This is a genomic window from Novosphingobium sp. PP1Y (assembly GCF_000253255.1).
GTDB lineage: Bacteria > Pseudomonadota > Alphaproteobacteria > Sphingomonadales > Sphingomonadaceae > Novosphingobium.
The window spans coordinates 245,923-270,529 of record NC_015583.1 but is presented as its reverse complement, the minus strand read 5'-3'; the positions used below and the strand labels follow the sequence as shown (position 1 = coordinate 270,529).

Genomic DNA, 24,607 nt, shown 5'->3' with positions numbered 1-24,607 from the left:
CGCATGCTTGGTGAAAAACTTGCGTGCCCTGGTGCGCGGAGGCGCGGCCGTATCGGCAATCCTTGCGGGTTCGGTTGGGGGAATGGCCCGGCAATAGCCGGAGAGATCGCCGAATAATAATCAATATGACCACTTTGGGAGGTGCCTGAATAATGAAGGACTTGAGCCGTATTTATGTCGTCGGCTGTTCAACTCTTGCATTCGCGACCTGCATCGTGGCTGGGCCGGCGCTCGCGCAGTCAGGCCCGGACAGGACTTCCGGCGAAGAGCAATTCGCCGACCGGTCGGGCAGCGCGATCCAGGAAATCATCGTGACCGCGCAGAAGCGGACGGAAAACCTGCAGAAAGTTCCTGTCGCCGTGACCGCCATCACGTCGGCTGAGATCAAGAATGCGCGTATCGAGAATATCGCTGACCTGCGCTCGATCGCGCCCAACCTATATGTGGTTACGCAGCCCGGCGGGAGTTCGATCCCGACTACGGTGATACGTGGGCAGGTGTCGGGCGCTTCCTCGAACCCTACCGTCGATAACGGCATTTCCTATTACATCGACGGCGTTTACCTCGGCTCGCTCAGCGGCATTATCTTCGACATTGCCGACATCGAGCGGATCGAAGTGATCCGTGGACCCGCCGGAACGCTCTTCGGCACCAACTCGACCGGCGGCGCAATCAACTACATCACGTCCGGCCCGCGCGGGACTTTTGGAATTACCGAAGACGCGGGCTATTCGCGGTTCGGTTCGTTTCGCACCAAGACCCGTCTCGACCTGCCCGAGTGGCACGGTTTGAGCGCCTCGATCTCCTACCTGCATAACGAGAGACGAAGCAACGTCAGCAATTTCGACCGAATCACCCTCGACTACTCTAACGAAACGTCGGGGCGGGTGGGCGAACTGACCTCGGTCAGGCACCTCAATGAAAGCGTCACCAATGCCGTACATGCGGCCGTTCGCTGGCAACCGGCAGACGATCTCACGATCGACTACAAGTTCGACTGGTCACGCCAGAAGTTCACGCCGCCGCCTGTCTACCTGCTCGGGTTTCCCGATACACCGGGGGGCATCGGCGCCTACCAGCTGGTGGCATCGCAGATCTACTTCGGGGGGGCGCCGCTGGATGAATATATACAGACCAGGCGCGGCAGGATTGCCTTCAACAACAACACGGCGCCCAGCACTACCAGGACGCGGTCGCATCTGATCGTGGCCACATACAAGGCGAACGAACACGTCACGATCAAGAATACCACGAGCTGGCGCAATCTTGACCGCAACGCCTTCACCTCGAACCTCGATGGAGCCGGCGCGGTCATCGGGCCCATTGCCTATGCGCCCGATGGAACCCCGACCGCCTTCGCGCCCTTCGCGCTCCTGTCCGTGCGCTGCTGCAATCAACTGCGCCAGTTCAGCAACGAACTGCAGTTCAGCATAGAGACGCAGCCGGTAACGGCGACGGGCGGGTTGTTCATCTACAATCGCCGAACGCCGCCGGACACGAATCCATTTGGCCTCATTCTCGTCGACGCCTTCCAGCCTTTCCCCGACAACAGCCATCCGGGCGATCCGATCACCGATTTCGACCGCAGTTTCTTTTTCAAGGTCCGGCAGGTCGCGGGCTACGGGCAGGTGACCTATCATGCGACCGATACTCTCGATGTGACCGGCGGCATTCGTTACACGCAGGACGACAAGACCTTCTTCGACACCTCGGCAGGCGAGCCCGGCGCGAACTTCAATTATTCGAAGGGCAATTTCAGTTACCTGGCCAACATCACTTACAAGCCGAATCCCGACCTTCTGCTCTACGCCAAGTACGTCACCAGCTTCATTGCCGGTGGTTCCTCGCCGGGACCGCTTGCAATAGACAGCGTGACGGGCCAGGTCTTCCAGGGTGCGGCCATCCCCTACAAGGAGGAACGCGCCTATTCCTTCGAAGGCGGCGTCAAGGCGGAGTGGTTCGACCGCCGTCTGCGCACGAACCTGGCCCTGTTCCACGTACGCTACACCAACCAGCAGACCGCGATTTTCTCTGCAGAGGGCTGCATCACGTCTCCGAGCGGAACCTGCGAGCCGATCACCTCGTCCGCCTTCACGACGAACTTCGGCAAGTCGCGGGCCTATGGCGCCGAACTTGAAATTACTGCAGTGCCGGTCGACCATCTGACGCTGAGCGCATCGGGCAGCTATACCAGCTTCAAGTTCCTGGAAATCGACCCGGCCGTGCTGGCGAATGCCGCCGTGAGCCGGGTCCAGGATTATCCGAAGTCCTTGCGGCCCGAGTTCATGTCGAACGTCTCTGCCGAATACGTCGTGCCGTTTGCAGGCGACACGCGCATGTCCGTGCGCGTGGACGGTGCATACCGCTCGAGGATCGTGGTAAGCTCCGGCCTGGTCAGCGATGCGGGCTTTGTCGCTGCGGGGATTGCCTATGACAACGGCTATATCAACGACATGAACACGCAGAAGGCTCTGTTGACGCTCAATGCGCGCGTTTCGGTCATGGATATTCCGGTGGGGCCGACCACTGCAACCGTCTCGCTTTGGGGCCGCAATCTCACAAACAAGCAACAACTGAACTTCAATGCCAATACCGGGATCACCGCGACCGGCATGTTCGACGATCCGGTGACTTACGGCGTCGACCTGTCGGTGAAACTCTGAGGATCGCGGGCATTTATCGCGGGTTTATGACGGCCGGCAGCGAGGTGGATCATCGCCTCGCTGCCGCCGTTGGTCTTGCAGGCACTCACTTCAGGACAGTGGGTTGGCAGGCCGGGCCGATGGCCTTAGCCTAGCTAAAGAAGACCCAGCCGCTGCGCGCACCGCGCCGCGGGAATGAACAAGTGGCGGATGAGGATTTCGTACTTCTTGTGAAAGTTTACCGGCTCAGGACGCTCAATCGGGAAAGGCAGCGATGCCATATTGCCGTTGGCGAGTGCCGCTGCCGTTTCCTTGAGGGTCGCCGGCCAGGCGATCCGGTGCGTGGGCAGTGAAGCGGGCGTCAACCGTGCGCCGATGCTTCCTTGGCGCTCACAATGGAGATCATCCATTGCAAGGTCGCCTCGCCAATCGGGTTGAAGACTTCCACCCTGAATTCGCCGGACATGTCCGCGAAGAAGGTGAAGTGTCTGAAGTGGCACTGCTGACCGCTCGGCAGCAGGTAATTCAGATCCCGCGAAGTTCCTGACGGCAGTTCATAGCGCTCCCACAAGTCCCTGAATTCCTCGCTCCCTTCCAGCAGCTGCATGACGAGCGCCTGAAGATCGGGATCGTGCATGTTGCGCGCGAACGCAGCGCGGAACATGGCCACCTGGCTGCGGGCAGACTCCATCCAGTCGGGCAGGACTTCCCTGACGGCCTTGTCCAGAAATAGCGAGATCAACTGGTTTCCGTTGCCTGCGAAATCCTCGAAATTGCCGAAGAACGCCCGCGCCGCCCGATTGCAGGCGACGTAGTCGGCGCGCGGTGACAGCACGAAGGCGGGCGAATAGTGCATGGCATCGACGATCATTTGTGCCGACACCAGTATTTCGTCGACCGCTTGCACCGCTACGGCTCCCTGATCCTCTAGCCCGAGATGCATGAGCTGCGTGCGTTCGACCGAAGTCAGTGCCAGCACGTCCGCAATCTTGCCCAGCAGGCGCGGCGAGGCGGTTACGTCCAGTCCCTGTTCCAGCTTGGTGTACCACGACACCGAAACGCCCAGCAGCATGGCCACTTCTTCGCGCCTCAGCCCACTGGTCCTGCGGCGACCGCCTTCGGGAATGCCTTGGCTTGCTGGAGACAGTCTTGCGCGCCGTGAACGCAGGAAAGTGGCAAGCTCGCGCCGCCGCCAGGATGCAGCATCGTCCGGCTGCGGATGGATTAGGCTGTCACTCTGGGTCATAGGCTGAATTCGCTTACTACACTGCCCGGAGGCATGTTTCTACACATCGGACGACAAGGCAGTTCAAGCTGCTTATCGGGAGCGGATCGGGTGGCCCAGGAACACGGCAAGAAGGTAGTGAAAATCGGCGGCGCGGCAGGCGCCCTCAACGACAGCCTCATCGCCGTGCCACAGCTTCTGCGTGTACCGGATATAGACTACCTTGCATTCGATTATCTTGGCGAAGGGGCGATGGGCCTCATGCGTCGCCTCAAGGAGGCCAATCCGCGCTCCGGCTTTCTGACCGACTTCGTCGATCTTCACATTGGGCCCTACCTTGCTGAGTTGAAGGCGCGGGGGATCAAGGTGATTTCGAACGCCGGAGGACTGAACCCGGGGGAACTGGCCGAACTGATCCGCCGCAAAGGGCGCGAACTCGGCCTGGACATCAAGGTCGCCGCCGTTTCGGGCGACGACATCGAAGGCCTGGTTTCGGAGCTGCGCGACGAGGGTGTGTGCGAGATGTTCAGCGGCGAGCCCTTCCCACAAGCCGCCATCGGCAGCGTCAATGCCTATCTTGGAGCATTCCCGATTGCGGCGGCGCTCGATGCCGGAGCGGACATCGTGATCACCGGCCGCGTCGTCGACAGCGCGCTGATCCTTGGGCCGCTGATCCACGAGTTCGGGTGGGCGAACGATGCATTCGACCTTCTGGCAGCGGGCTCTCTGGCTGGGCATCTGCTGGAATGCGGCGCACAAGTGACGGGTGGAACCTTCACCGACTGGAAGGACGTGCCGGATTGGGCGAACATCGGTTTTCCGGTGGGCGAATGCCACTCGGACGGCACCTGCATAATCACCAAGCCTGAAGACACCGGGGGTCTGGTCTCTGTCGGCACCGTGGCCGAGCAGTTGCTTTACGAGGTCAGCGATCCGCGCACCTATTTTCTTCCGGACGTCGTTTGCGATTTCGCCGATGTCCGCATCGAGCAGATTGGCGAGAACCGCGTTCGGGTTTCGGGTGCCAAGGGCCGTCCGCCAACGGCGCAATACAAGGCCTGCGCGACATATGACGCGGGATGGCGGTCGGTTGCGCTGATCCCGATCGCCGGGATCGATGCGGTGGCCAAGGCGCGAAGGACTGCCGATGCGCTGCTGGAGCGCACCTCGAACATCCTCAAGGGGCGCTCTCAGCCCGATTGGCGCATGACTCATGTCGAGGTTATCGGCACCGAAGTGAGCTATGGCGAAATGGCCCGGCCGCTGAACCCGCGCGAAGTCTTGCTGAAGATTGTTGTCGATCACGAGGACGTCGCCGCTGCCGCCATGTTCGGGCGCGAACAATCGACCGCAATCATGAACATGGCTGTGGGCACCTCGATCGCGCCCATCGTTGCTGCACCCCGCGCCGTGCCGTTGACCGAGATGTTCCTGTTCCTGATCGACAAGGACCGGGTGCGACCCTGCGTCAAAATCGAGGGCCGAGAGATTCCGCTTCGTTTCCCCGACCTCGCGGGTTTCGACCCGCAATGCTTGCCGCAAATGGAAGCGTTTGATGCGCCGAAAGACGGACATACGCCGGTTCCGCTCGTCCGGCTCGCATGGGCGCGCAGCGGCGACAAGGGGCGCCTGTTCAATGTCGGCGTGATCGCGCGGCGCCCCGAATATCTGCCGTACATCCGGGCATGCCTGTCGGCCGAAGCGGTTGCGCGCTGGTACCGCGAGCAGTTCGACGATCCCGCCCGGGCGCGTGTCGATGTCTACCTCGCGCCCGGATGCGAAGCGCTGAACCTTGTCGTTCACGATGCGCAGGGCGGGGGGATCAACATGTCGCCGCGGTTTGACGCAGCGGCCAAGACGATGGGGCAGTTCCTGCTCGAAATGCCGGTCATGGTGCCGGCCAGCCTTGCCCGCTCATTAAGTGCCTGACCGCAGGCAGATCCACGAAATCGAGGAGGATGCGCAAGACCATGCAGACCAATGACGACATTCCCTATCTGCTTCGCGGGATTAAGGGCATCGCCACGCAGAGCAGTGTTCTCGTCAGCTCGTCACCCTATCTCAACGAGCCGCGCCTGCGCGACTGGATCGCGACAAGCTTCCTGCGGCGTAGCGGCAAGGATCGGCCGACCTCGGCGGATTCCTACGAACTGCACCGCATCTTGCGCGACGTGCTCGATCTGGACCTGATCGAGACGCTCTTCAGCGAGCAACGGCTCAAATGGCCCGAACTCGATAAATGGTTCGCGGAGGGTTTCTCCTCGACCTTCGGCGTCAAGGACCTGCTTGCCCATCCCGAAGGTTCGCTTGGCCATACCTTCGGAAAATACCTGACCGACAATGGCTTCGAGATCGACATCGTTCCGCGCTTCGAGCCCAGGTCCCAGTTCGAATATTATGCGCTGCGCAGCGGTCAGACCCATGATCTGGAGCACATCGTCACTGGCGGCAACTTCGACATTCTGGGCGAACTGGTTCCTTATTTCGCGCGTCTGTCCAACGTTCCGAGGTTTCTCGATCCCGCGCTTGCCGGACCGGTCAACGCCGGGCAACTGCTGGGGGCGCTAAGGCTTCTTTCGCGCACGGGGCTGCACTACCAGCAGTCCTTCCTCGCCGCCCTTGCCGCAGCTCAGGCCGGAATGCGCGTGGGCGAGCAGTCGCAGCCAATATTCATGATGAAATACGAAGACGTGTTCCACCTGCCGATAGTGGAGGCGCGCGAGGCCCTGGGCATCCGGGCGGTTTTTCCGGTCGATACCAGCGAGGCCTCACTGGCCTGGGAAGAATACAGGTAGACGTGGGAGGTATTGCGGATCTACGGGGGCTCTTAGGCGCGCGACAGGGCTCTCGCCGCGTGAATACAGGCAACGTTGGACGGCAAGGCCTAAGTTAAGTCCTGCGCCGCAGGACTGCGAGCAAGTGCCGCCCCTTGCGGAAGGGGCCCGGCGAAGCGGGAGGACGGCGGCCCCGATCCCGAATTGCCATCCTTTCCGCCTCCTTGATCCCGGCACGAAATCCAGTCGGGAAGAGGCTGGAAAGCGAGGCTGCGCGCTGCCCGAAAGGTGCGGTTGCGCGGAGCGGGAGCACGAAGGAGTGGGAACGGCTACCCGGCCAGCGCGCGTTGCAGGGCGTCGCGCAGGGACCAGGGTGAGCTGGGCTTGGGGCAGAACTGGGCGTCCGGGTAGCGGTCCCGCAACTGCGCCTCGTCGGCATGGCCGGAGTGGAAGATGATGGGCACGCCGGCAGCATGGAGCCGATCCGCGGCCGGATAGACTTCTCCATCCACCAAACGCACGTCTAGGATTGCACAGGCGGGCATCCCGTGATCGAGTGCCTCCTGCGTGCAAGACAGGGACTCGCAGGTCCGCGAGACCGCGAAGCCGGCCTCCTCGACGATGGCTTCCAGGTCGAGCGCGACGATCAGTTCGTCTTCGGCGATGAGCACGGAGCGGGTCATGCCAGCATCACCTTGGGCGGAAGCTGTATGCGCAGCCTATAGCTGTCATCGTTCACTTCTCGCGACAGTTCGGCCTTGAGCTGGCGGGCGGACGTCGTAACCAGCAGCGTTCCGAAGCCGCTGCCCTCCGGTATCTCGACGCTTCCCTGGCTGCGCTCGGTCCAGTTGAGGTCCAGGCCTTCCTCGCCCAGCTCCCATGTAACGACGAGGGCGCCATTGCCGGAGCCGAGCGCGCCGTACTTCGCGGCATTGGTCGTCCATTCGTGAAGGATCAGCGCCAACGAGGACAGGCAGGAGCGCTCGATGGAGACATCCGGGCCGTGCAACTCGATCCGCGCGTGGCCGTCATAGGGGGCGGTCGTCGTCTCGATCAATGCGCGCAAGGGGATCGACTGCTGGTCGCCCGAAGGCGCGGCCAGCGAATGCGCACGTCCCAGCGCGGCAATTCGTTCGCGCAAGTCCTCGCTGTAGCTGCGCACGTCGTCGTGCGAGCGGCCGGCAGCCGAAATCATGCCGCTGACCACCGCGAAGAGGTTCTTTACCCGGTGGTTCATCTCGCGCAGCATCAGCGCCCTGGTTTCCGCCAGCGCGTATTCCGGGGTCATGTCGATCGCTGCACCCACGAGGCGTTTGGGTTCCGAACTCGATATCAGGCGACCGAAGCTCTTGAGGTGCCGGACGCTGTCGTCCGGCAGCATGACCCGAAACGAGGCTTCGAAATCGTCGTTGGCGGCGCTGGCCTTGCGCAGGCTCGCCTCGATCGTCGCGCGGTCCTCAGGATGGACGTTCGCGAACGCATCGTCGATCCGCACGTCGCCGGTAGGCGGCAGGCCCAGAAGGCGGCGATTGGTGGCGTCGGCGATCAGTTCGCCGCTATCGACGCTGTATTCCCAAACCCCGATGCCGCCGGCCCTGATGGCAAGATCGAGGCGCTCACGCTCGGCGGCCAGATCGTGTTCCATGGATAGCGCCTCGGTGATGTCGGTCAGTACCAGGGTCGCGCCATCGATCGTGCCATGCTGGGTGCGGTAGGGCAGTACGCGCAGCGAGAGAGTGCGCTTGCCGTCTCGCGTGTGCACGCGGCGCTGGACGGGCTCGCCGTGGGTGGCGACGGCGCGGGCATCGTCCAGGTAGTTGCCCTCGTCGAGCCGCGTCGCAACATCGGCGAGCGAACGGCCCCGGTCGGTTACCTGCAGCGGGAAGATCGTGGTAGCCGCCTCGGTATAGCTGCGGATGCGAAGATCGCGATCGAGGATGATCACGGCCAGCTCGGTGGATTCGAAGAAATTGCGCAAGTCGGAGTTGGCCACGGTGAGCTGGTCGACCTTGCTCTTCAATTCGTCGTTGACGGTTGAGAGCTCCTCGTTGGTCGATTGCAGCTCCTCGTTCATCGACATCATTTCTTCGTTGGAGCTTTTCAGTTCCTCGTTGGCTGTCTCCAGTTCCTCTACCGCGGTGCGCAGTTTGTGCCGGGTGAGCCGCAGCTCCTCCTCCAGCGCCTCCATGTGATCGTCGCCGCTTTCGATCTCGGACAGATCGGCGGCCGCGAATGGCGCGAATGGGCCCCGGTCGCGGAAGATCAGCAGCAAGGTGCCATCGCCCAGCGGTTCGCCGATGGCCTCGATCGGCTGGACGCCATAGTCGGAAGTGACGTCGACCTCCCGTGCGATGACCCGCTTGCCGCTGTCACGGGCCTGACGCACCAGGGGGCCCAGGACGTCGCGAAGTCCCGGCTTGGCCAGCGAAATTGCGTTCGATCCACCGGTGCGGGTCACCGGAAAGTCGAAGTAGCGGCTGAGCTTGCCGTAGGCGGAGAGCACCGCGCCGTCCTGGTTGACGACCATCGCCGGCGGTGCGTAGCCCTCCGCCAGACGCTTGATCGCCATCCCACCTTCCGATATTTTCATCTTGCCGATGTTCATGGCCGAGCTGGAATTGCGGCTCGGCTGATTGTACTCGTTCGCTGGAAGGTCGATCGGGTAGATGGGATCGCCCGGGGCACGTTCGAAGATATGAGCGTGATGATCCAGCGCTGGGAACATGTTGTCGAAGCGGCCGATACTTTCCGACGGGCCGAGGAACAGGTAGCCGCCCGGCTTGAGCGCGTAATGCAGGATCGGCATGACCGACTGCTGCAGCCGGTCGTCGAAATAGATCAGCAGATTGCGGCATGACACCAGGTCGATGCGCGAGAAGGGCGGGTCCTTGATGACGCTGTGGTTCGAAAAGCGGATCAGGTCGCGGATCTGACCGGCAATCGAGAACCGTTCACCGTGCGGGACTGTCCAGCGTTCGCGCATGGGCGAGGGGATGTCAGCCAGCGCGGCCGCGGGATAGCTTCCCTCGCGCGCGACCTGCAGCATCTGTTCGTCGATGTCGGTTGCAAAGATCTGCACCGGGTTTGCCAGACCCTGATCGCGAGCAGCCTCGGCAAAGAGCATGGCTATGCTGTAGGCTTCTTCGCCGCTGGAACAGCCCGGAACCCAGACGCGAATTTCTTCCTCTGCGTTCCGTTCCTTTAGCAGTGGCTCGACGACCCTGGCGCGCAGGGCCTCGAACATGTCAGGATCGCGAAAGAAGCGGGTGACGTTTATCAGCAGGTCGCGGAACAGCGCCTCGCATTCTCCCGGATCGGTGCGCACGCGTTGGACGTAGGCGCTGGTACTGTCGATGCTGAGTACATGCATGCGACGCTCGACGCGGCGGACCAGCGTCGAGCGCTTGTAGCCGGAGAAGTCGTGACCGATGACCTTGCGCAAGGTCGCGCACAGATCGTCGACATGGTCGGCGACGAGCCGGCCCGCCTGATCCTGCGGCTCTCCCGAGCGTCGCTGGAAAAAGGACAGCAGGCAGTCGAGGATTTCGCCGGGGGCCTTCACGTAATCGACAAGACCGGTACCGACTGCTGCAACGGGCATCCCGTCATACCGTGCGGTCTCGGGCTGCTGGACGACGCAGACGCCGCCATGTTCCTTGATCGCGCGAAGCCCGGTCGATCCGTCGGCGCCGGTCCCGGAGAGAATCACGCAGGCGGCATTGGCCTGCTGGTCGGCGGCCAGGGAAATGAAGAAGTCGTCGATCGGACGGCGCAGGCCGCGCGGCTGCGCGAAGTCGGTCAGTTGCAGTTTGCCCTCGCGGATGGCGAGGCCGCGACCCGGTGGGATGATGTAGACGCGCTCGGGCTGCAGTTCCTCGCCGCCTTCGCATTGGAGGACGTCGAGCGGACTCGCTCGATCGAGAAGCTGGGCGAGCAGGCTTTCGTGATTGGGATCGAGATGCTGGACGACCACGAATGCGAGGTTCGTCGGTGGCCGGGCGGCCGAGAGCATTTCGCGCAAGGCTTCCAGACCGCCAGCGGACGCGCCGATCCCGATGACTGGAACACTTGTCCCGGCGTCAGCGCGGTTGCCCGCATCCATGTGTTCGTCGCCTTGGCTCACAGCAAGGAACTGTCGTCCAGACCCGCGAGCGAAAGTTTCGCCTGCGCGATCGTTGCCGCCGAGTTGGCGATGGAGGTCAGCGTAGCTTCGACGATGATGCCGCTTTCCGCTGCGACGGGGCTCAGCTTGGTCAGGGTCTGGCCGAGGTCGCGATCATAGGCCTGCAGGCGCTCGGGCCGGGCGCGACTGACATCGAATTGCGAGGCGAAGATGTAGCGCGCTTCACCATCCGCTTGCCGCAGCCGCGACATGTAGAGCAGGTTCACGAAGGGCGTGCCGTCCTTGGTGAAATTGAGGATCGGGGTGCGCACGTTCGGGGCGTCCTCGTCGTCGAGGAAGGCCCGCAGCTTTGCCCGTGCTTCGCGGTTATCCGCGTCTTGCTGCAGGACGCGGCAATTGCGACCCACCAGTTCAGCGTTGGAATAGCCGGTCAGCGCCACGAAGCGTCCGTTGACGAGGATGAGGGGATTGTCACGGGCCGGGGCAGCCAGCGCAAGGGCAACAGGGGAATCCTGAAAGAACGTGCGAAGCTTCTCTGGTACCGTCTCATCCTGCACGCAGGCATCTCCATGTTCCATCGCTCCACACGACGTATCAAAAGTATCCAGATCGATCCCGGTTCCCCGAGATCTGCAGCGCAACAGGTCTTGCTCCAATCGCCGGCGCGCGTCACGAGCCATCTACTCGGTCAGCCTGTGTCGACCGCGTTGTTTCTACGCAGAATTCGCCTGTCGCAGAATTCGCCTGTCGTAGTCGAGCCTTACGTCTCGCGGGAACGCAGCGCGAAAGCGATATCATGGTCCGACGTCTCCGCTGGGATTGCGCAGCAAGTGGCTCTTTGCCAATGGGAAACCCAGTGCGACGGCCACGCGATCATCCCAAGCGTAGGGATCGGCGCGGACCACCGGGGCGCCCTTCGCATCGAACAGGACGGTCTGGTAGAGCAGCCTCACCGGGATTTCGCGCGGCAGCGGCACGAACGTCTCATCGCCCTTGGCGCGGGACTTGCGCCATTGGTCAAGCACGCCTTCGTCGCGGGCGAGCAATTCGGCAAAGCCCAGCGCGTCCTGCACTCGCACACAGCCATGGCTGCGTTGCCGCTGCACTTCCTGGAACAGTGACTTTGCCGGTGTGTCGTGCAGATAGATTGCGTGGTCGTTCTTCATGTCGAACTTGACCAGGCCCAGGGAATTCTCGGGCCCCGACTGCTGAACGATCCAGCCGTTTTGCCAGGCCATGTTGTGGCTTTGCAGGTAATCGCCGCCTTTGCCTGCGAACTCCTTTTCCTGGATCGACCGGGGGACAGTCCATGTCGGGTTTGCCACTAGTCGGTAGATTGGAGAACCCAGCTGGGGTGTTTCCCGGCCCGGCTCGCCGACGACGGCCTTGCGTGTGTCGACAACCTTGCCATCGCGCCAGTAAGTCAGCCTGCCCGCAGCGGTATTCACATCGATGCGGGTTTCCGGCGGATCGCGCTCGAGCCAGCGCAGTCGCTCCATGGCAACGGCAAGCGCACGCGCCCTGTCGGTATCCGAGAAATTGAGGATCTCAAGTGCGTCCTTGCCGATGATGCCGTCGGGCTTGATGCCATAGTCGGCCTGCATGCGCTTGACGGCGCGGACCATGTCCGGGGAGTAGCGATTGCCGGTGCCGGACGGGTTGTCCAGATAGTCCGAGGCGGCAAGCTGCCGGGCGACCGCAGCAACGCGTGGATCGCTGTCACCGGGCTCCAGCGGGTCCTCCTCAAGGGGAATCTGGGGGGAGGGGGACGCCTGCTTGTTTTTGAGCTCCATGTAGGCTTTCGACAGGTGGCGATAGGCCGCGCTCTGCGGAGCCAGGCCATTGAGCCAGCTTTCCAGATTCCCGTCGGCCAGGGCCCTCGTCAGCCCCTGAAGAAGATCGGGGTGCGGACGCGGGATGGTGTAGATCTTGAAGAGTTCCTCAGGCGAGGAGGCACCCTGGGCAAGCGCACGGGCGTAACGCAGTGCTTCCTGGGTAAAGGCCTCGCCTGCCTGCGATGCGCCGTCTGCCGCGAAGGTGACGTGATCGAGCCCGTGCACGGCGCGCTGGCCGAGCGCTTCACGCAATTGACGCTGGTTCGATGAACTCCAGCTCAGCTGGCCGGAGCCCGACGCCTGCCCATTGGCATCTCCCGATGTTGCTCCGCAGCCGGCAAGCGTCATGGTCAAGACCATGATCGAAGCGGCAATGACACTCTTTCGCACACGGATCTCCTTGAAAGACCTGTATGTTAACGATTGTGCATCACCGATGTTGCATGGCCGGAAAAGTAATGGCGCGATGAGTTCAGGCGCGGCCCGCGTAAATCATGCGACCCTTGCCAAGAAACGAGAAGAGATCGTCAAGGTGCGTCTCCCCCACAGCGAAGCATCCCTGGCTGCGTCCCAGCATTCCATGTGTATGGATCATGTCCTCGTTCGCATACCATGCGCTATGCAACACGATGGCGCGGTCTAGAGCGTTGTCGTTCGTGGGATCGAGGCCGATCAGTCGCTGCGATCGGCCATGCTTGCCGACGTAGTAATCGTCGGTCAGAAAGGCGCCCTGGCTGGAGGCATTCGACCCGATAGCGTTCGAAAACCGCTCGACAAAGCCGGTATGGTCGGGGTCCGAGCCGGAACCGTGCGCAACAAGGATCTGTTTTGTCTTGCCATTTTCGATGTCGAGGAAGTGCATCCTTCGCCTCGAAGAGGAAACCGAAAAGTCGACGAAAGCGATTCGGCCATGATCCCGGATCCGTCCCGAATGCGTATCGAGCGCGGCGAGCGCTTTCTCCAGCAGTTTGGGATTTACATCGAACTTCGGCCCGACGGACGAGTGTCTTGCTACCGCGGGACTGCGCCACGGCCGGGCGGATGCGGAGGGTAGCGCGGGAACCGGAGCGGGTGACGAACGTTTGATCAATGCAGCGGCAGCGAAAGTCGCTCCAGCGAACAGCAAGTTGCGTCTGTTGAATTCGGACGGCTTCTTAGACATGCCCTTTATTATGGGGTATTTGTGCGCACGATTTAAGGCCTAATCTGGCCCGGAACGCGGCTTTCTTCGTGCACTTGTGACCTTAAGCCGATCAAGTGTTCAATTGTGAAACGTGCCTTTCACTCAGATTTCCGACCTGCGATTCGTTCGAATACCTGGATGAGGCAATGCTCGAGCGATGGCGTATTTCTGCTTTACGAAGGGGCTGCGAGCTTCGTGAATGCGTTGATTGCCGATACGATCTGGTCCGAACGGAATGGCTTGGAAAGAAGCGGGACATCCTCGGAACCGGCTGGCAGGTTCTCGCGGCCGTATCCACTGACGAAGGCGAAGGGGATGCCGCGCGCTTGCAGGGTCGCGGCGATGCCTTCCACCGATTCCCCGCGAAGATTGCCGTCGAGGATCGCGCCGTCCGCTTCGGTGCTTTCGATCAGGCGGAGTGCGGACGCGACGGTCGATGCCGAGCCTGTGACGATACCGCCGGCATCTTCGATGATTGTCATGAGTTCTATGGAAACCAGCGGTTCGTCCTCGATGACGAGGATCCGCATGTCGGCAAGGGTGCAGACGGGGGCTTCGGCATCTGGCTTGCGCATCACGTCTCCTTGCGCTTCGGGCTGCTTGCGTGCGGCCCTGGCGGAGGCTGGACAGGGAAGAACGAGTTCCCACTTCATACCGGCCGGATCGGCGTGCATCGTCGCGCCGCCGCCATCGGCTGCCAGACTGCGTTCGATCATCGTCTTGCCAAAGCCCGTCCGCGTAGGCGCCTCCACGAGCGGGCCGCCGCTTTCCACCCAGTCGAGTTTCAGCCGATCGTCAGCGATCTCCCAGTTCAGCGACACAGTGCCCTCAGGCCCTGAGAGAGCGCCGTACTTGTGGGCATTGGTGACAAGTTCGTGCAGGACCAGCGCAAGGTGCAGGGCGGGTTCGGGCCCCAGGTCGACGTCCGGCCCCTGCGCCTCGACCCGAGCGGGGTCGAAAGTCCCGATCGCGACCTGCCCGGCGATGAGCTGGCGGAGGTCTGCGCCCTGCCATGTGGCGCTGCTTAGCAGTGAATGTGCCTTTGCCAAGGCGTCGATACGCCCCAGGAAAGTGGTGGAGAAATCCCCCGGGCCGGAGGAAAAGCGCAAGGTCTGGCGGGATATGGCCTGAACCGTGGCAAGCGTGTTCTTCACCCGGTGATTGAGCTCGCCATTGAGCAGGCGCTGCGCTTCTTCGGCCCGAACGCGGTCGGTAATGTCCAGGATCTGTACGTTCACGGAGATCAACTGCCCGGCAGGATCGTAGATTGCCGAACAGTAGCATTCGCAGGTCAAGGTAAAGCCGGTCGTTGTCAGAAACCGGAGCGTATGTGTTTCGCGGTTGGCCTTTCCGTCGATCATGTTGCCGACGAGTGCGCTGAACGTGTCGGCATCTTCGGCGCTGAGCCAGCCGATCCGGCTGGCGTTATATCCTTTCACTTCCGCCGCGCGCCAGCCGAACAGGCGTTCGGCACCGTTCGACCAGGCAATCACTTGCTGGGCACTGTCGAGTTCGACGATTGCGAGCGGGGAGTTGTCGCTGTGCGCGGTGATCCGGGCCAGTGCAGTGGCCAGATCGTCGCGCTGGCGGGCCAGTTCGCGCCGGTGGGCGTACAGCTCGGTGAAGACATTGACCTTGCTGCGCAGGATATGGGTGTCGACCGGCTTGAGGAGGTAATCGACCGCGCCTGCTTCGTATCCGCGAAAGCGGCGGCGTTCATCGGTGGCGACTGCGGTGAGGAAGAGGATCGGGATCGAACGCGTCCGTTCGAGCCCCCGCATCAATTCGGCCAGTTCGAAGCCATCCATTCCTGGCATCTGCACATCGAGCAGTGCCAGTGCGACATCGTGGCAGAGCAGGAGTTCCAGAGCTTCCTCGCCCGATCGGGCCTGCAGGATCTCGACTTCGCCATCCGCGAGAAGGGCATCGAGGGCAACGAGATTCTCGGCGATGTCGTCAACGGCGAGGATACGGATGGGGTCAGGGTGCATGGGTAATCTCTCGCAGCGGCAGGGTGTTGCGACGGTAGATCTTCATGTGATCGTCGAAATCGCCGAAGGCCGGGGAATAGCGTGAAAGGCGCAGGGTCTCCTTGGTCCCGAGCCCCACAAATCCGCCGCGAACGAGTGAGTCCGCGAACAGGCCGAGTGCCCTGTCCTGTAGCGGCCGGTCGAAGTAGATGAGCACGTTGCGGCTGGAAACGAGGTGGACTTCGGAAAAGACCTCGTCACTGGCCAGATTATGTTCGGCAAAAACGGCGCGCCGGCGCAAGGACTTGTCGAAAATCGCGCTGCCATATGCCGCGGTGTAATGGTCCGACAGCGATGTACGCGCGCCGGACTGCTGGTGGTTTTCGGTGAACTGCGCCATCCGGTCGAGGTCGTAGACGCCGGCCTGCGCGCGCTTGAGGGCGGCCGGGCTGATGTCGGTGCAATAGAAGATCGCCCGATCCTCCAGCCCTTCCTCGCGCAGGAGAATGGCGAGCGAGTAGAATTCCTCGCCGTTGGCGCATCCCGCAATCCAGATCTTGATCGAGGGAAAGGTCTTGAGATGCGGGATGACGTTTTCCCGCAGGACGCGGAAGTAGCCGGGGTCGCGAAACATCTCGCTCACCTGGATGGTCAGGAATCCCATCAGCTCTGCGAAAGCCGCAGGCTCGCGCAGGATCCGGTGCTGCAGCTCGGAAAGGCTGGCGCAGTGGAACCTCTGCATCGCCCGCACCAGGCGCCGGTGCAACGAACCGCGCGAATAGCCGCGGAAATCGTAATGGTAATGGCGCCAGATTGCCTCGAGCAGGAGATCCAGCTCGATCTCCTCGTGCGGTTCGAAGGTTTCGATCAACGCGGCATCCATACCCGCACCAGGCTCAGGAGTTTGTCGACGTCGAGAGGTTTGGAAAGATAGTCGCTGGCACCGGCCTCGATGCATTCCTGCTGATCGCGCTCCATCGCCTTGGCGGTCAGGGCGATGATCGGCAGGGAGCGTCCCCACTCGCGCTCGCGGATCTTGCGGGTGGCGGTCAGGCCGTCCATTTCCGGCATCATCACGTCCATCAGAATTAGCTCGACGGGCGTATTGCCGGTCATCGCCTCGTCCAGTGAATTGAGCGCCTCGATCCCGTTGCGCGCGATGCGGACATTGACGCCGTGCGGTTCCAGCACGCTCGACAGGGCGTAGATGTTGCGAATGTCGTCCTCGACGACAAGCACGTTGCGCCCCTGCAGCGCCTCGTCGCGGTTCAGCGACTTGACGATCAACTGCTGCTGCGGCTCGGGGAGGTCGGAGACGACCTTGTGCAGGAACAGGGTGACTTCATCGAGCAGGCGCTCGGGGGACTTGGCGCCCTTGACGATGATCGACTTGGAATAACGGCGGAGCTTGAGCTCCTCTGCTGCGGAAAGGTCGCGGCCGGTATAGACGATCACCGGCGGGAAGGGCATGCTCTCGTCCGCACTCAGGCGTTCGAGCAGTTCCATTCCAGACGCGTCGGGCAGGTTGAGGTCGAGGACCATGCAGTCGAAGCTCTCGCGCTCGAGCATCTCGAAACACTGTGCCGCAGAGAAGGCCTCGACCGTCTCGACATCGCGCGAACCCAGCAGGAGACTGACGCTTTCGGCCTGCTTGGCATCGTCCTCGACGACGAGCACGCGGCGCATGCGCTGCACCATGCGCTGCTCAAGGCTATCGAGCATCTGCACGAGCTGTTCGCGCTGCACAGGCTTGAACAGATAGCCCATTGCGCCGCTGGCAAGTGCGGTCTGGCTCTCGTCGTCGACCGAGACGACGTGCACCGGGATGTGGCGGGTGCGCACATCGCGCTTGATGCGGTCGAGCACGGAAAGCCCGGTGTGATCGGGCAGGTTCATGTCGAGGATGACGGCGCTGGGAATGTATTGCCGGGCGAGCAGGGCGCCTTCGTCGGCGGTGTCGGCAATCAGGGTGGAAAAGCCCTGTTCGCGCACGAGATCGCGCAGGATCTGGGCGAAGACGGGATCGTCCTCGACGATGAGGATCACCCGGCCGTCCGCAGCGAGGCGCTCGCGATCGTCTTCGGGCGCATGGGAAGAGCGGGCAGGCGGACAGGCCGCCGGAGCGGGCTTGTTTCTCGGTGCGGAAGGCTTCGGAGCGGGACGCTGCGCGACCTCCCCTGTCGGGGACGAGAACTTGGCGGGCAGGATGAGCGAGAAGGCGCTTCCTTCGCCCGGCTCACTTTCGACAGAGACTTCGCCGCCCAGCAGGTGCGCCAGTTCGCGCGAGATCGACAGGCCAAGGCCGGTCCCGCCGTATTTGCGGCTGACTGACCCATCGGCCTGGCGGAATGCCTCGAAGATCGCGCCTTGTTGATCGGCCGGAATGCCGACGCCGGTGTCATGCACCGTGAAGGCGATCCTGTCATCGTCCTGACGGGCAACGGAGAGGGCAATCCGGCCGCGTTCGGTGAACTTGATCGCGTTGGACAGGAAGTTCTTGAGCACTTGCTCGACGCGCTGCGGATCGGTTTCGAGGGCGAGGTCCGGTTCTTCTATCTCGATGGCGAAGTCGAGGCCCTTGTTCGTCGCCGCCGGTTCGAACAGGCGCCGCAGCTTCTCGGCGATGCCCGAGACGCCGGTGACATGGGGGTCGAGCTCGACCTTGCCTGCCTCGATCTTCGAGATGTCGAGAACGTCATTGATCAGGATGAGGAGGTCGTTGCCCGAAGTCTCGATGGTCTGCGCGTGCTTGACCTGTTCCTCGGTCAGGTTGCCGGAGCGGTTTTCCGCCAAAAGCCGCGCCATGATCAGGAGGGAATTGAGCGGCGTGCGCAGTTCGTGGCTCATGTTGGCGAGGAATTCGGATTTGTAGCGGCTGGCCTGTTCCAGGTCTCCGGCCTGTGCCTTGAGCGACTTCTGCGCCCGCGTCAGATCGTCGCGCTGAACCTCGAGCTGGCGCGCCTGTTCCTCGAGCTGGGCGTTGGTCTGCTCAAGCTCGCTTTGCTGGGCTTCCAGTTCCTTGGCGGAATCCTGAAGCTGTCGGCTCTGCGTTTCCAGTTCTTCGTTGCTGGCGCGCAGTTCCTCGCTCTGGGCCTGAAGCTCTTCGGCTTGCTGCTGCGTCTCGGCGAGCAGTTCCTGCAGCCTTTCCCTGTACTTGCCGGAGCGGATGGCGACGCCCAGTTGACCTTCGATCCGTTCCAGAAATTCCCGCGCATGGTCGATCCGGCCTGCCGGAAGGCCCAGCTCGATCACCGCGTTGACCACGCCGTCGGCATAGGTATTGGCAATCAGCAAGGTCGCCGGTTTTGCCTGTCCAAGGCCCGAACCGAAGTAGAGATAACCGTCGGGGACCTGATCCAGCACGAAGGCGCGCCGCTCTCTGACCGCCTGTCCGAGAAGTCCGTCGCCGATATCGAAACTGGAGGGGATCGGGGCTTCGGCGGGAACGCCATACGTGGCATGGCGGCGATATCCCTGGCCGTTGCGAATGTAGATCGCTCCGGCGCGGGCGCCGAGATAGCCGGACAGATATCGCAGCGCGGCATCGCCCAGTTCATCCAGTTTCTTCTCGCCGCTGATCTCGCGCGCTAGCCCGACCTGGCCGGCCTGCAGCCAGCGTTCATGCAGGACCGTCAGCCGGTTGCGCACGAACAGATAGCCCACCCCCGCAAGCAGCCAGGTCACCGCGGTGCCGACGCTGCGATTGGTGATGGCAAGCGTCGGGTCGATGCCGGCCGGAGCGAACAGGAAGCCGAGTATGGCCAGCAAGGTTGCTACCGCGGCGATGACGGGCGGCACCAGCGGTGAAGGCGCGACATAGGCCAGCACCACGGGCAGGAGGTAGACCACCCAGACGGCCGTGCCGAGGGGGAAGGTCAGGTCGGCAAGGAAGGGCAGGAGAAGGGAGAGGGCGAGGCCGAAATAGATCAGGGAGGGGTGCCCGGACTTGATCTTGTCCTTCATCCCCAAAACCACACGATGAGCGAGTGAGAAGTACTTCCGACTCCTGCGCGAGGCTTGCGCAGTCTGCCGGTACCTGACGATTGCATGCGAAGAATCCCCTGTGTCGACTGCGCGCTAACGCACAAGATCGGCACGGGTTCCCGCAAATGCGATCAGGCCCTCGATCCGCGCTTCTGGCAAGCGCAGTCCGGGCGGGATCTCTAACTCGCGGCGGTCAGTGCTGAGCCGATGCAAGGCCTTGCGGCCATTCCTGCCATGTGCCGCCGAGGGCGCGGAAGAGATCGACTTGAGCGCGGGCCACGCCTTGAGTCGCCTGCGTATAGGCGGCTTCGGACCGGGCGAGGGTGCGCTGCGCGTCGAGGACGTCGAGGGCGTCGATCTGGCCGCGGCTCTGGCGCGCGATGCTCACTTGCGCGGCGCGGTCGGCGGCTTCCCGGGCCGATGCCAGTTGTTCCTTGCGCAGCAGGGCATTGCGATAGGCGGAGAGCGCCGTCTCGGTTTCTTCCAGGGCCCGCAGGACGGTACCGTCGAAGGCGGCAAGGTCTGCCTTGGTATCGGCCTTTGCTTCGCCAATCCGGGCGCGGATCGCTTCCTGGTTGGGGAAGGCCCAGGAAATCAGCGGTCCCAGCAGCCAGCGCAAAGGTCCTCCCGCGAAGATGTCGGTCGCACCCACGGCAGTGGTACCGATCGATCCGCCCAGCGTGATGCGCGGGTAGAGATCGGCTGTCGCGACGCCGATGCGGGCAGTGTCGGCGGCGAGACGGCGCTCGGCCGCCCTGACGTCGGGACGTCGGGCAAGCAGAGCCTGGCCATCGCCGACCGGGATAGGCTGCTGGACATCGGGCGTCGTGGTGCGTTCGCGCGCTGCCTCCGGCAGGTCCTGCGGGGTCTTGCCGGTGAGGGTGGCGAGACGGAAAAGCGCGGCGTCGCGCTGGGCCTGCAACGCTGGGATGGTCGCGGCCTGTTCGTCGCGTAGCTGCGTGACGCGGATGACGTCCAGCTTCTGGTTCAGCCCGCGCTCAAAACGCGCCCCGGTGATGCGCACGGAGCGGTCGAGCAGGTCGACCGTGCGCTGTGCGACGGCCAGCTGCTCTGCATAGCTGGCGGCATCGACATAGGCGCGCACGGTATCGGCCACGACCGTGACCCGGACCGCATCGGCGTCCTCCTGCGCGGCGCTCAGGTCGGCCCGCGATGCTTCGACCCCGCGTGAGACGCGGCCGAACAGGTCCAGCTCATAGGAGACGGAAAGGCCGGCATCGACGGTGCGGCCCTCCCGGTCGGCGCCGGGCAGGGTGCGTGCCTGCGAGGCGCGGCCGTAAGTCCCGGACCCTTCGATAGCCGTCTGCGGCAAGGTCTCCGAACGCGATCCGCGCAGGCTGGCCCGTGCCCGTTCGATCCGCGCCACGGCAACGCGGATATCTGTATTCGCCGCCAGTGCGTCCAGGACCAGGGCATCTAGCACCGGATCGTCGTAGAGCCGCCACCAGTCAGACTGTACCGCGTCTGTCGACACTGCGGACGATCGAGCGCCGATGAATGCGGCATCGCCGCGCGGTAGAGGTGTGGGCGCGATATAGTCGGGTCCGGCGGCGCAGGCAGCAAGGCTGGTCGCGGCAAGCAGTGCGGCAAGGAAACTGCGTGTTTTCATCAGGGTAATTCCTTTCACTCGGCCGGGGCGGGCAGGGGATGGTTCCCGTGCGATCCGGCCGAAGGACGGCGGCGCAGGCGCTCACCCAGCGCGCGGCACACAACATAGAAGGTCGGGGTGAACAGCAGGCCGAACCCGGTGACGCCGACCATGCCGAAGAACACGGCCGTGCCCAGCGCCTGGCGCAGCTCTGCGCCTGCTCCTTGTGCGATCACCAGCGGAACTGCGCCCAGGATGAAGGCGAAGCTGGTCATCAGGATCGGGCGCAGGCGGGTACGTGCCGCAAAGACTGCGGCTTCGACCGGCGACATGCCCTGTTCGTCCTCGGCCTGCTTGGCGAATTCGACCACGAGGATCGCGTTCTTGGCCGCCAGCGCGATCAGCACCACGAGGCCGATCTGGGTCAGGATATTGTTGTCCATGCCCCGGATGTCGACACCCAGCATCGCCGCGAAGAGGCACATCGGCACGATCAGGATGATCGCCAGCGGCAGTGTCAGGCTTTCGTACTGCGCTGCAAGCACAAGGAACACGAACAGCACTGCCATTCCGAAGACGACGCCCGCGGTATTGCCGGCAGTGGTCTGCTGGAAGGCAATTCCGGTCCATTCGTGGCCGTAGCCTGCCGGCAGCGCATCGTCGGCGATGCGCTCCATCGTTGTCAGCGCCTGTCCGGTCGAATAGCCCGGCGCGACGCTGCCATCGACCTCGACGGCGCGTTGCAGGTTGTAGCGCACGACCCGGTAGGGGCCGGTCTTGTCCTCGAAGGTCGCGACCGAGCCGATCGGGACCATTGCGCCCGAATTCGAGCGCGTCTTGAGGTTGGCGATGTCCGCCGTCGTGCCGCGGTAGGGCGAATCCGCCTGTGCAGTGACTCGATAGGTGCGGCCCAGCAGGTTGAAGTCATTGACGAAGGCGGAACCGAGATAGACTTGCAGGGCTTCGAATACGCGCTCCGGCGGCACGCCGAGCATGTCCGCCTTGCGACGGTCGACATCGGCATAGACGCGCGGCGTGTTGAGGTTGAAGAGGGTATAGACCTGCTTCAGTTCAGGCGTCTGGTTCGCCTGCGCGATCATCGCGCCTGCGGCCTTGGCCAACTCGGCATAGCCGCGTCCGTCCTTGTCCTCCACGATCATGCGGTAGCCGCCGGGAGGGACGATGCCGTTGATCGTCGGCGGGGGCAGCAGGAGGACCTGCGCCTTGTCGAAGCCTTGCAGCGCAGCCTGCGCCTGCTCCATGATTCCGGCGTAGGTGACGCCCAGCTTCCTGCGTTCCTCGAAACTCTTGAACGGGAAGTAGATGGCGGCGGCATCGGGGGCTGCGGTGCGTGACGGACCGTGGAAACCGGCAAACATCACCGCGCCGCGCAGGCCCTTGACCGGCAGGATGCGCTTGGCGACTTCCTGCGTCGCCTCGTCGGTGCGCGACAGCGATGAGCCGGGCGGCAGGAAGATGGCGGCCATGAAGTAGCCCTGGTCCTGCTGTGGTACGAAGCCGGTCGGTGTTGCCCAGAACAGGCCGACGGTCGCCGCGATGAGCGCGCCGTAGGTCGCCATCATGCGCAGCGGCTTCCTGACGAGGCGCAGCGTCAGCCCGGCATAAGCCGCACTCATCCGCTCGAACCCGTGGTTGAAACCGTCTGCGGCCGACTGGAGCACGCGCCTCCAGCGCGGCGCATCGGCGGGCAGGGGATGGCGTTCACGCAGCAGGATCGCCGCCAGCGCCGGAGATAGCGTAAGCGAGATCAGCAAAGAGATAGCCGTCGCGGTGGAAATCGTGACGGCAAACTGCTTGTAGAACGCACCCGAGATTCCGGAGATGAACAGGGTGGGCACGAAGACCGCGCAGAGCACCAGGACGATGGCGACGAGCGCGCTGGAAACTTCGTCCATCGAACGCCTTGCGGCCTCGATCGGGCGCATGCCTTCCTCGATGTAGCGCTCGACATTCTCGACCACGACAATGGCGTCGTCGACCACGATGCCGATTGCCAGCACCATGCCGAAAAGCGAGAGATTGTTTAGCGAATAGCCGACGGCCGCGAGCATGACGGCGGTGCCGATCAGCGAAACCGGGATTGCCACGATCGGGATGATCGCTGCGCGCCAGTTCTGCAGGAAGACGAGGATGACGAGGACGACCAGCACCACGGCTTCGAGCAGGGTGTGATAGACTGCGTCGATCGACTGTCCGATGAATTCGGTGGGATTGTAGATCACCGAATATTCGAGGCCTTGCGGGAAGGACTGCGACAGCTCGTCCATCTGGGCACGAACTGCCTGCGCGGAGTTGAGCGCGTTCGAACCGGGGCGCTGCATTACCGCCATGACCACGGTCGGGTTGCCCGAAAGATAGGTATTGGTCGTGTAGTCCTGCGCGCCCAGTTCAACCCGGGCCACGTCGCGCACGCGTACCTGCCGACCGTCCGCATCGGTGCGCACGATCACATCGCCGAACTGTTCGGGCGTCTTGAGGCGGCCCTGCAGTTCGACACCGATCTGGTAGGCATTGCCGGTATCGAACGGCGGCTGGCCGAGCGCGCCGGATGAAACCTGTACGTTCTGCGCGCGCAGGGCCGAGACGATCTCGCCGGCGGTCAGGTCCAGCGCGGCCGCCTTGCCCGGATCGATCCAGATGCGCATGCCGTAGTCGCGCGCGCCGAACAGGCGCACGTCGCCCACGCCGTCGATGCGGGCGAGCTTGTCCTTCACCTGGGTCAGCGCATAGTTCGAAAGATAGTCGCGATCGAACGTCCGATCGGGCGACTGCAGGTTCACCACCATCAGGAAGTCGGGCGAGGACTTGCGGGTGACGACGCCGAGTTGCTGCACTTCCTGCGGCAGGCGCGGTGTCGCCACGGCGACCCGGTTCTGCACCAGCACCTGCGCGGCATCGAGATCCGTGCCGATCTTGAAGGTGACGGTGATTGTCACCTTGCCGTCGCCCGTCGACTGCGAGTCCATGTAGAGCATGTCGTCGACGCCGTTGATCTCCTGCTCGATCGGCGCGGCGACGGTGTCCGCGACGGTTTCGGCAGAGGCACCCGGATATTGGGCGCTTACGGTGACGGTAGGCGGGACGATGTCGGGATACTGGGTGACGGGGAGGCCGATGAACGCAAGCGCTCCCACCACGGTGATGATCACCGCGATGACGCCTGCGAAAATCGGCCGGTCGATGAAGAACCGGGAAAATCGCATGATAATGTGCCCCTGCGATGGGGACGCGCGCCAATCGC

At 63.1% G+C, this 24,607-nt stretch carries 14 protein-coding genes; 3 read left to right on the top strand and 11 right to left on the bottom strand.

All coding sequences use genetic code 11. From position 1 onward, the window contains the following. Positions 1-152: 152 nt before the first annotated feature. Positions 153-2,663, top strand: coding sequence for a TonB-dependent receptor (locus PP1Y_RS02185; RefSeq protein ID WP_013836472.1), 2,511 nt, complete (start codon positions 153-155; stop codon positions 2,661-2,663). 340 nt (positions 2,664-3,003) lie between these two features. On the opposite strand, the gene PP1Y_RS02175 is transcribed toward PP1Y_RS02185, so the two are convergent. Beyond that, entirely contained in the window at positions 3,004-3,888 is an 885-nt protein-coding gene (locus tag PP1Y_RS02175; protein ID WP_013836471.1) for a helix-turn-helix transcriptional regulator, read from the bottom strand. Positions 3,889-3,978: 90 nt separating this feature from the next. Between PP1Y_RS02175 and PP1Y_RS02170 the strand changes: the two genes are divergently transcribed. Together PP1Y_RS02170 and PP1Y_RS02165 are read left to right on the top strand one after the other, a co-directional pair. Continuing rightward, a complete protein-coding gene (locus tag PP1Y_RS02170; protein ID WP_041558230.1) occupies positions 3,979-5,796 on the top strand; it encodes an acyclic terpene utilization AtuA family protein in 1,818 nt (605 codons plus the stop codon). A 29-nt stretch (positions 5,797-5,825) separates the two neighbouring features. Continuing rightward, positions 5,826-6,662, top strand: coding sequence for a Coq4 family protein (locus PP1Y_RS02165; protein ID WP_232512308.1), 837 nt, complete (start codon positions 5,826-5,828; stop codon positions 6,660-6,662). Between the two features lie 308 nt (positions 6,663-6,970). Here the strand turns inward: PP1Y_RS02165 and PP1Y_RS02160 are convergent, their stop codons facing one another. From PP1Y_RS02160 to PP1Y_RS02115, 10 genes are all read right to left on the bottom strand, one after another. Next, entirely contained in the window at positions 6,971-7,324 is a 354-nt protein-coding gene (locus PP1Y_RS02160; protein ID WP_013836468.1) for a response regulator, read from the bottom strand. Further along, positions 7,321-10,743, bottom strand: coding sequence for a CheR family methyltransferase (locus PP1Y_RS02155; RefSeq protein ID WP_013836467.1), 3,423 nt, complete (start codon positions 10,741-10,743; stop codon positions 7,321-7,323). The genes PP1Y_RS02160 and PP1Y_RS02155 overlap by 4 nt, the downstream gene beginning before the upstream one ends. Before the next feature lie 17 nt (positions 10,744-10,760). Continuing rightward, a complete protein-coding gene (locus tag PP1Y_RS02150) occupies positions 10,761-11,342 on the bottom strand; it encodes a PAS domain-containing protein (protein ID WP_013836466.1) in 582 nt (193 codons plus the stop codon). 216 nt (positions 11,343-11,558) lie between these two features. After that, positions 11,559-12,989 (bottom strand): L,D-transpeptidase family protein, encoded by a 1,431-nt coding sequence (locus tag PP1Y_RS02145; protein WP_041558228.1) that lies wholly within the window; start codon positions 12,987-12,989, stop codon positions 11,559-11,561. Positions 12,990-13,071: 82 nt separating this feature from the next. Next, positions 13,072-13,761, bottom strand: coding sequence for a murein L,D-transpeptidase catalytic domain family protein (locus PP1Y_RS02140; RefSeq protein ID WP_013836464.1), 690 nt, complete (start codon positions 13,759-13,761; stop codon positions 13,072-13,074). Between the two features lie 194 nt (positions 13,762-13,955). Next, positions 13,956-15,773, bottom strand: a complete 1,818-nt coding sequence (locus PP1Y_RS02135; RefSeq protein WP_013836463.1) for a response regulator — start codon at positions 15,771-15,773, stop codon at positions 13,956-13,958. Next, positions 15,763-16,635 carry a protein-glutamate O-methyltransferase CheR gene (locus tag PP1Y_RS02130; RefSeq protein ID WP_013836462.1) on the bottom strand — a complete coding sequence of 291 codons (873 nt, stop codon included), beginning with the start codon at positions 16,633-16,635 and terminating at the stop codon, positions 15,763-15,765. Before PP1Y_RS02130 ends, PP1Y_RS02135 begins: the two co-directional genes overlap by 11 nt. After that, positions 16,620-19,715, bottom strand: a complete 3,096-nt coding sequence (locus PP1Y_RS02125) for a response regulator (RefSeq protein WP_013836461.1) — start codon at positions 19,713-19,715, stop codon at positions 16,620-16,622. Before PP1Y_RS02125 ends, PP1Y_RS02130 begins: the two co-directional genes overlap by 16 nt. Before the next feature lie 214 nt (positions 19,716-19,929). Then, entirely contained in the window at positions 19,930-21,366 is a 1,437-nt protein-coding gene (locus tag PP1Y_RS02120; RefSeq protein WP_013836460.1) for an efflux transporter outer membrane subunit, read from the bottom strand. Positions 21,367-21,380: 14 nt separating this feature from the next. Continuing rightward, positions 21,381-24,569 (bottom strand): efflux RND transporter permease subunit, encoded by a 3,189-nt coding sequence (locus PP1Y_RS02115; RefSeq protein ID WP_013836459.1) that lies wholly within the window; start codon positions 24,567-24,569, stop codon positions 21,381-21,383. Between the last annotated feature and the right edge of the window lie 38 nt (positions 24,570-24,607).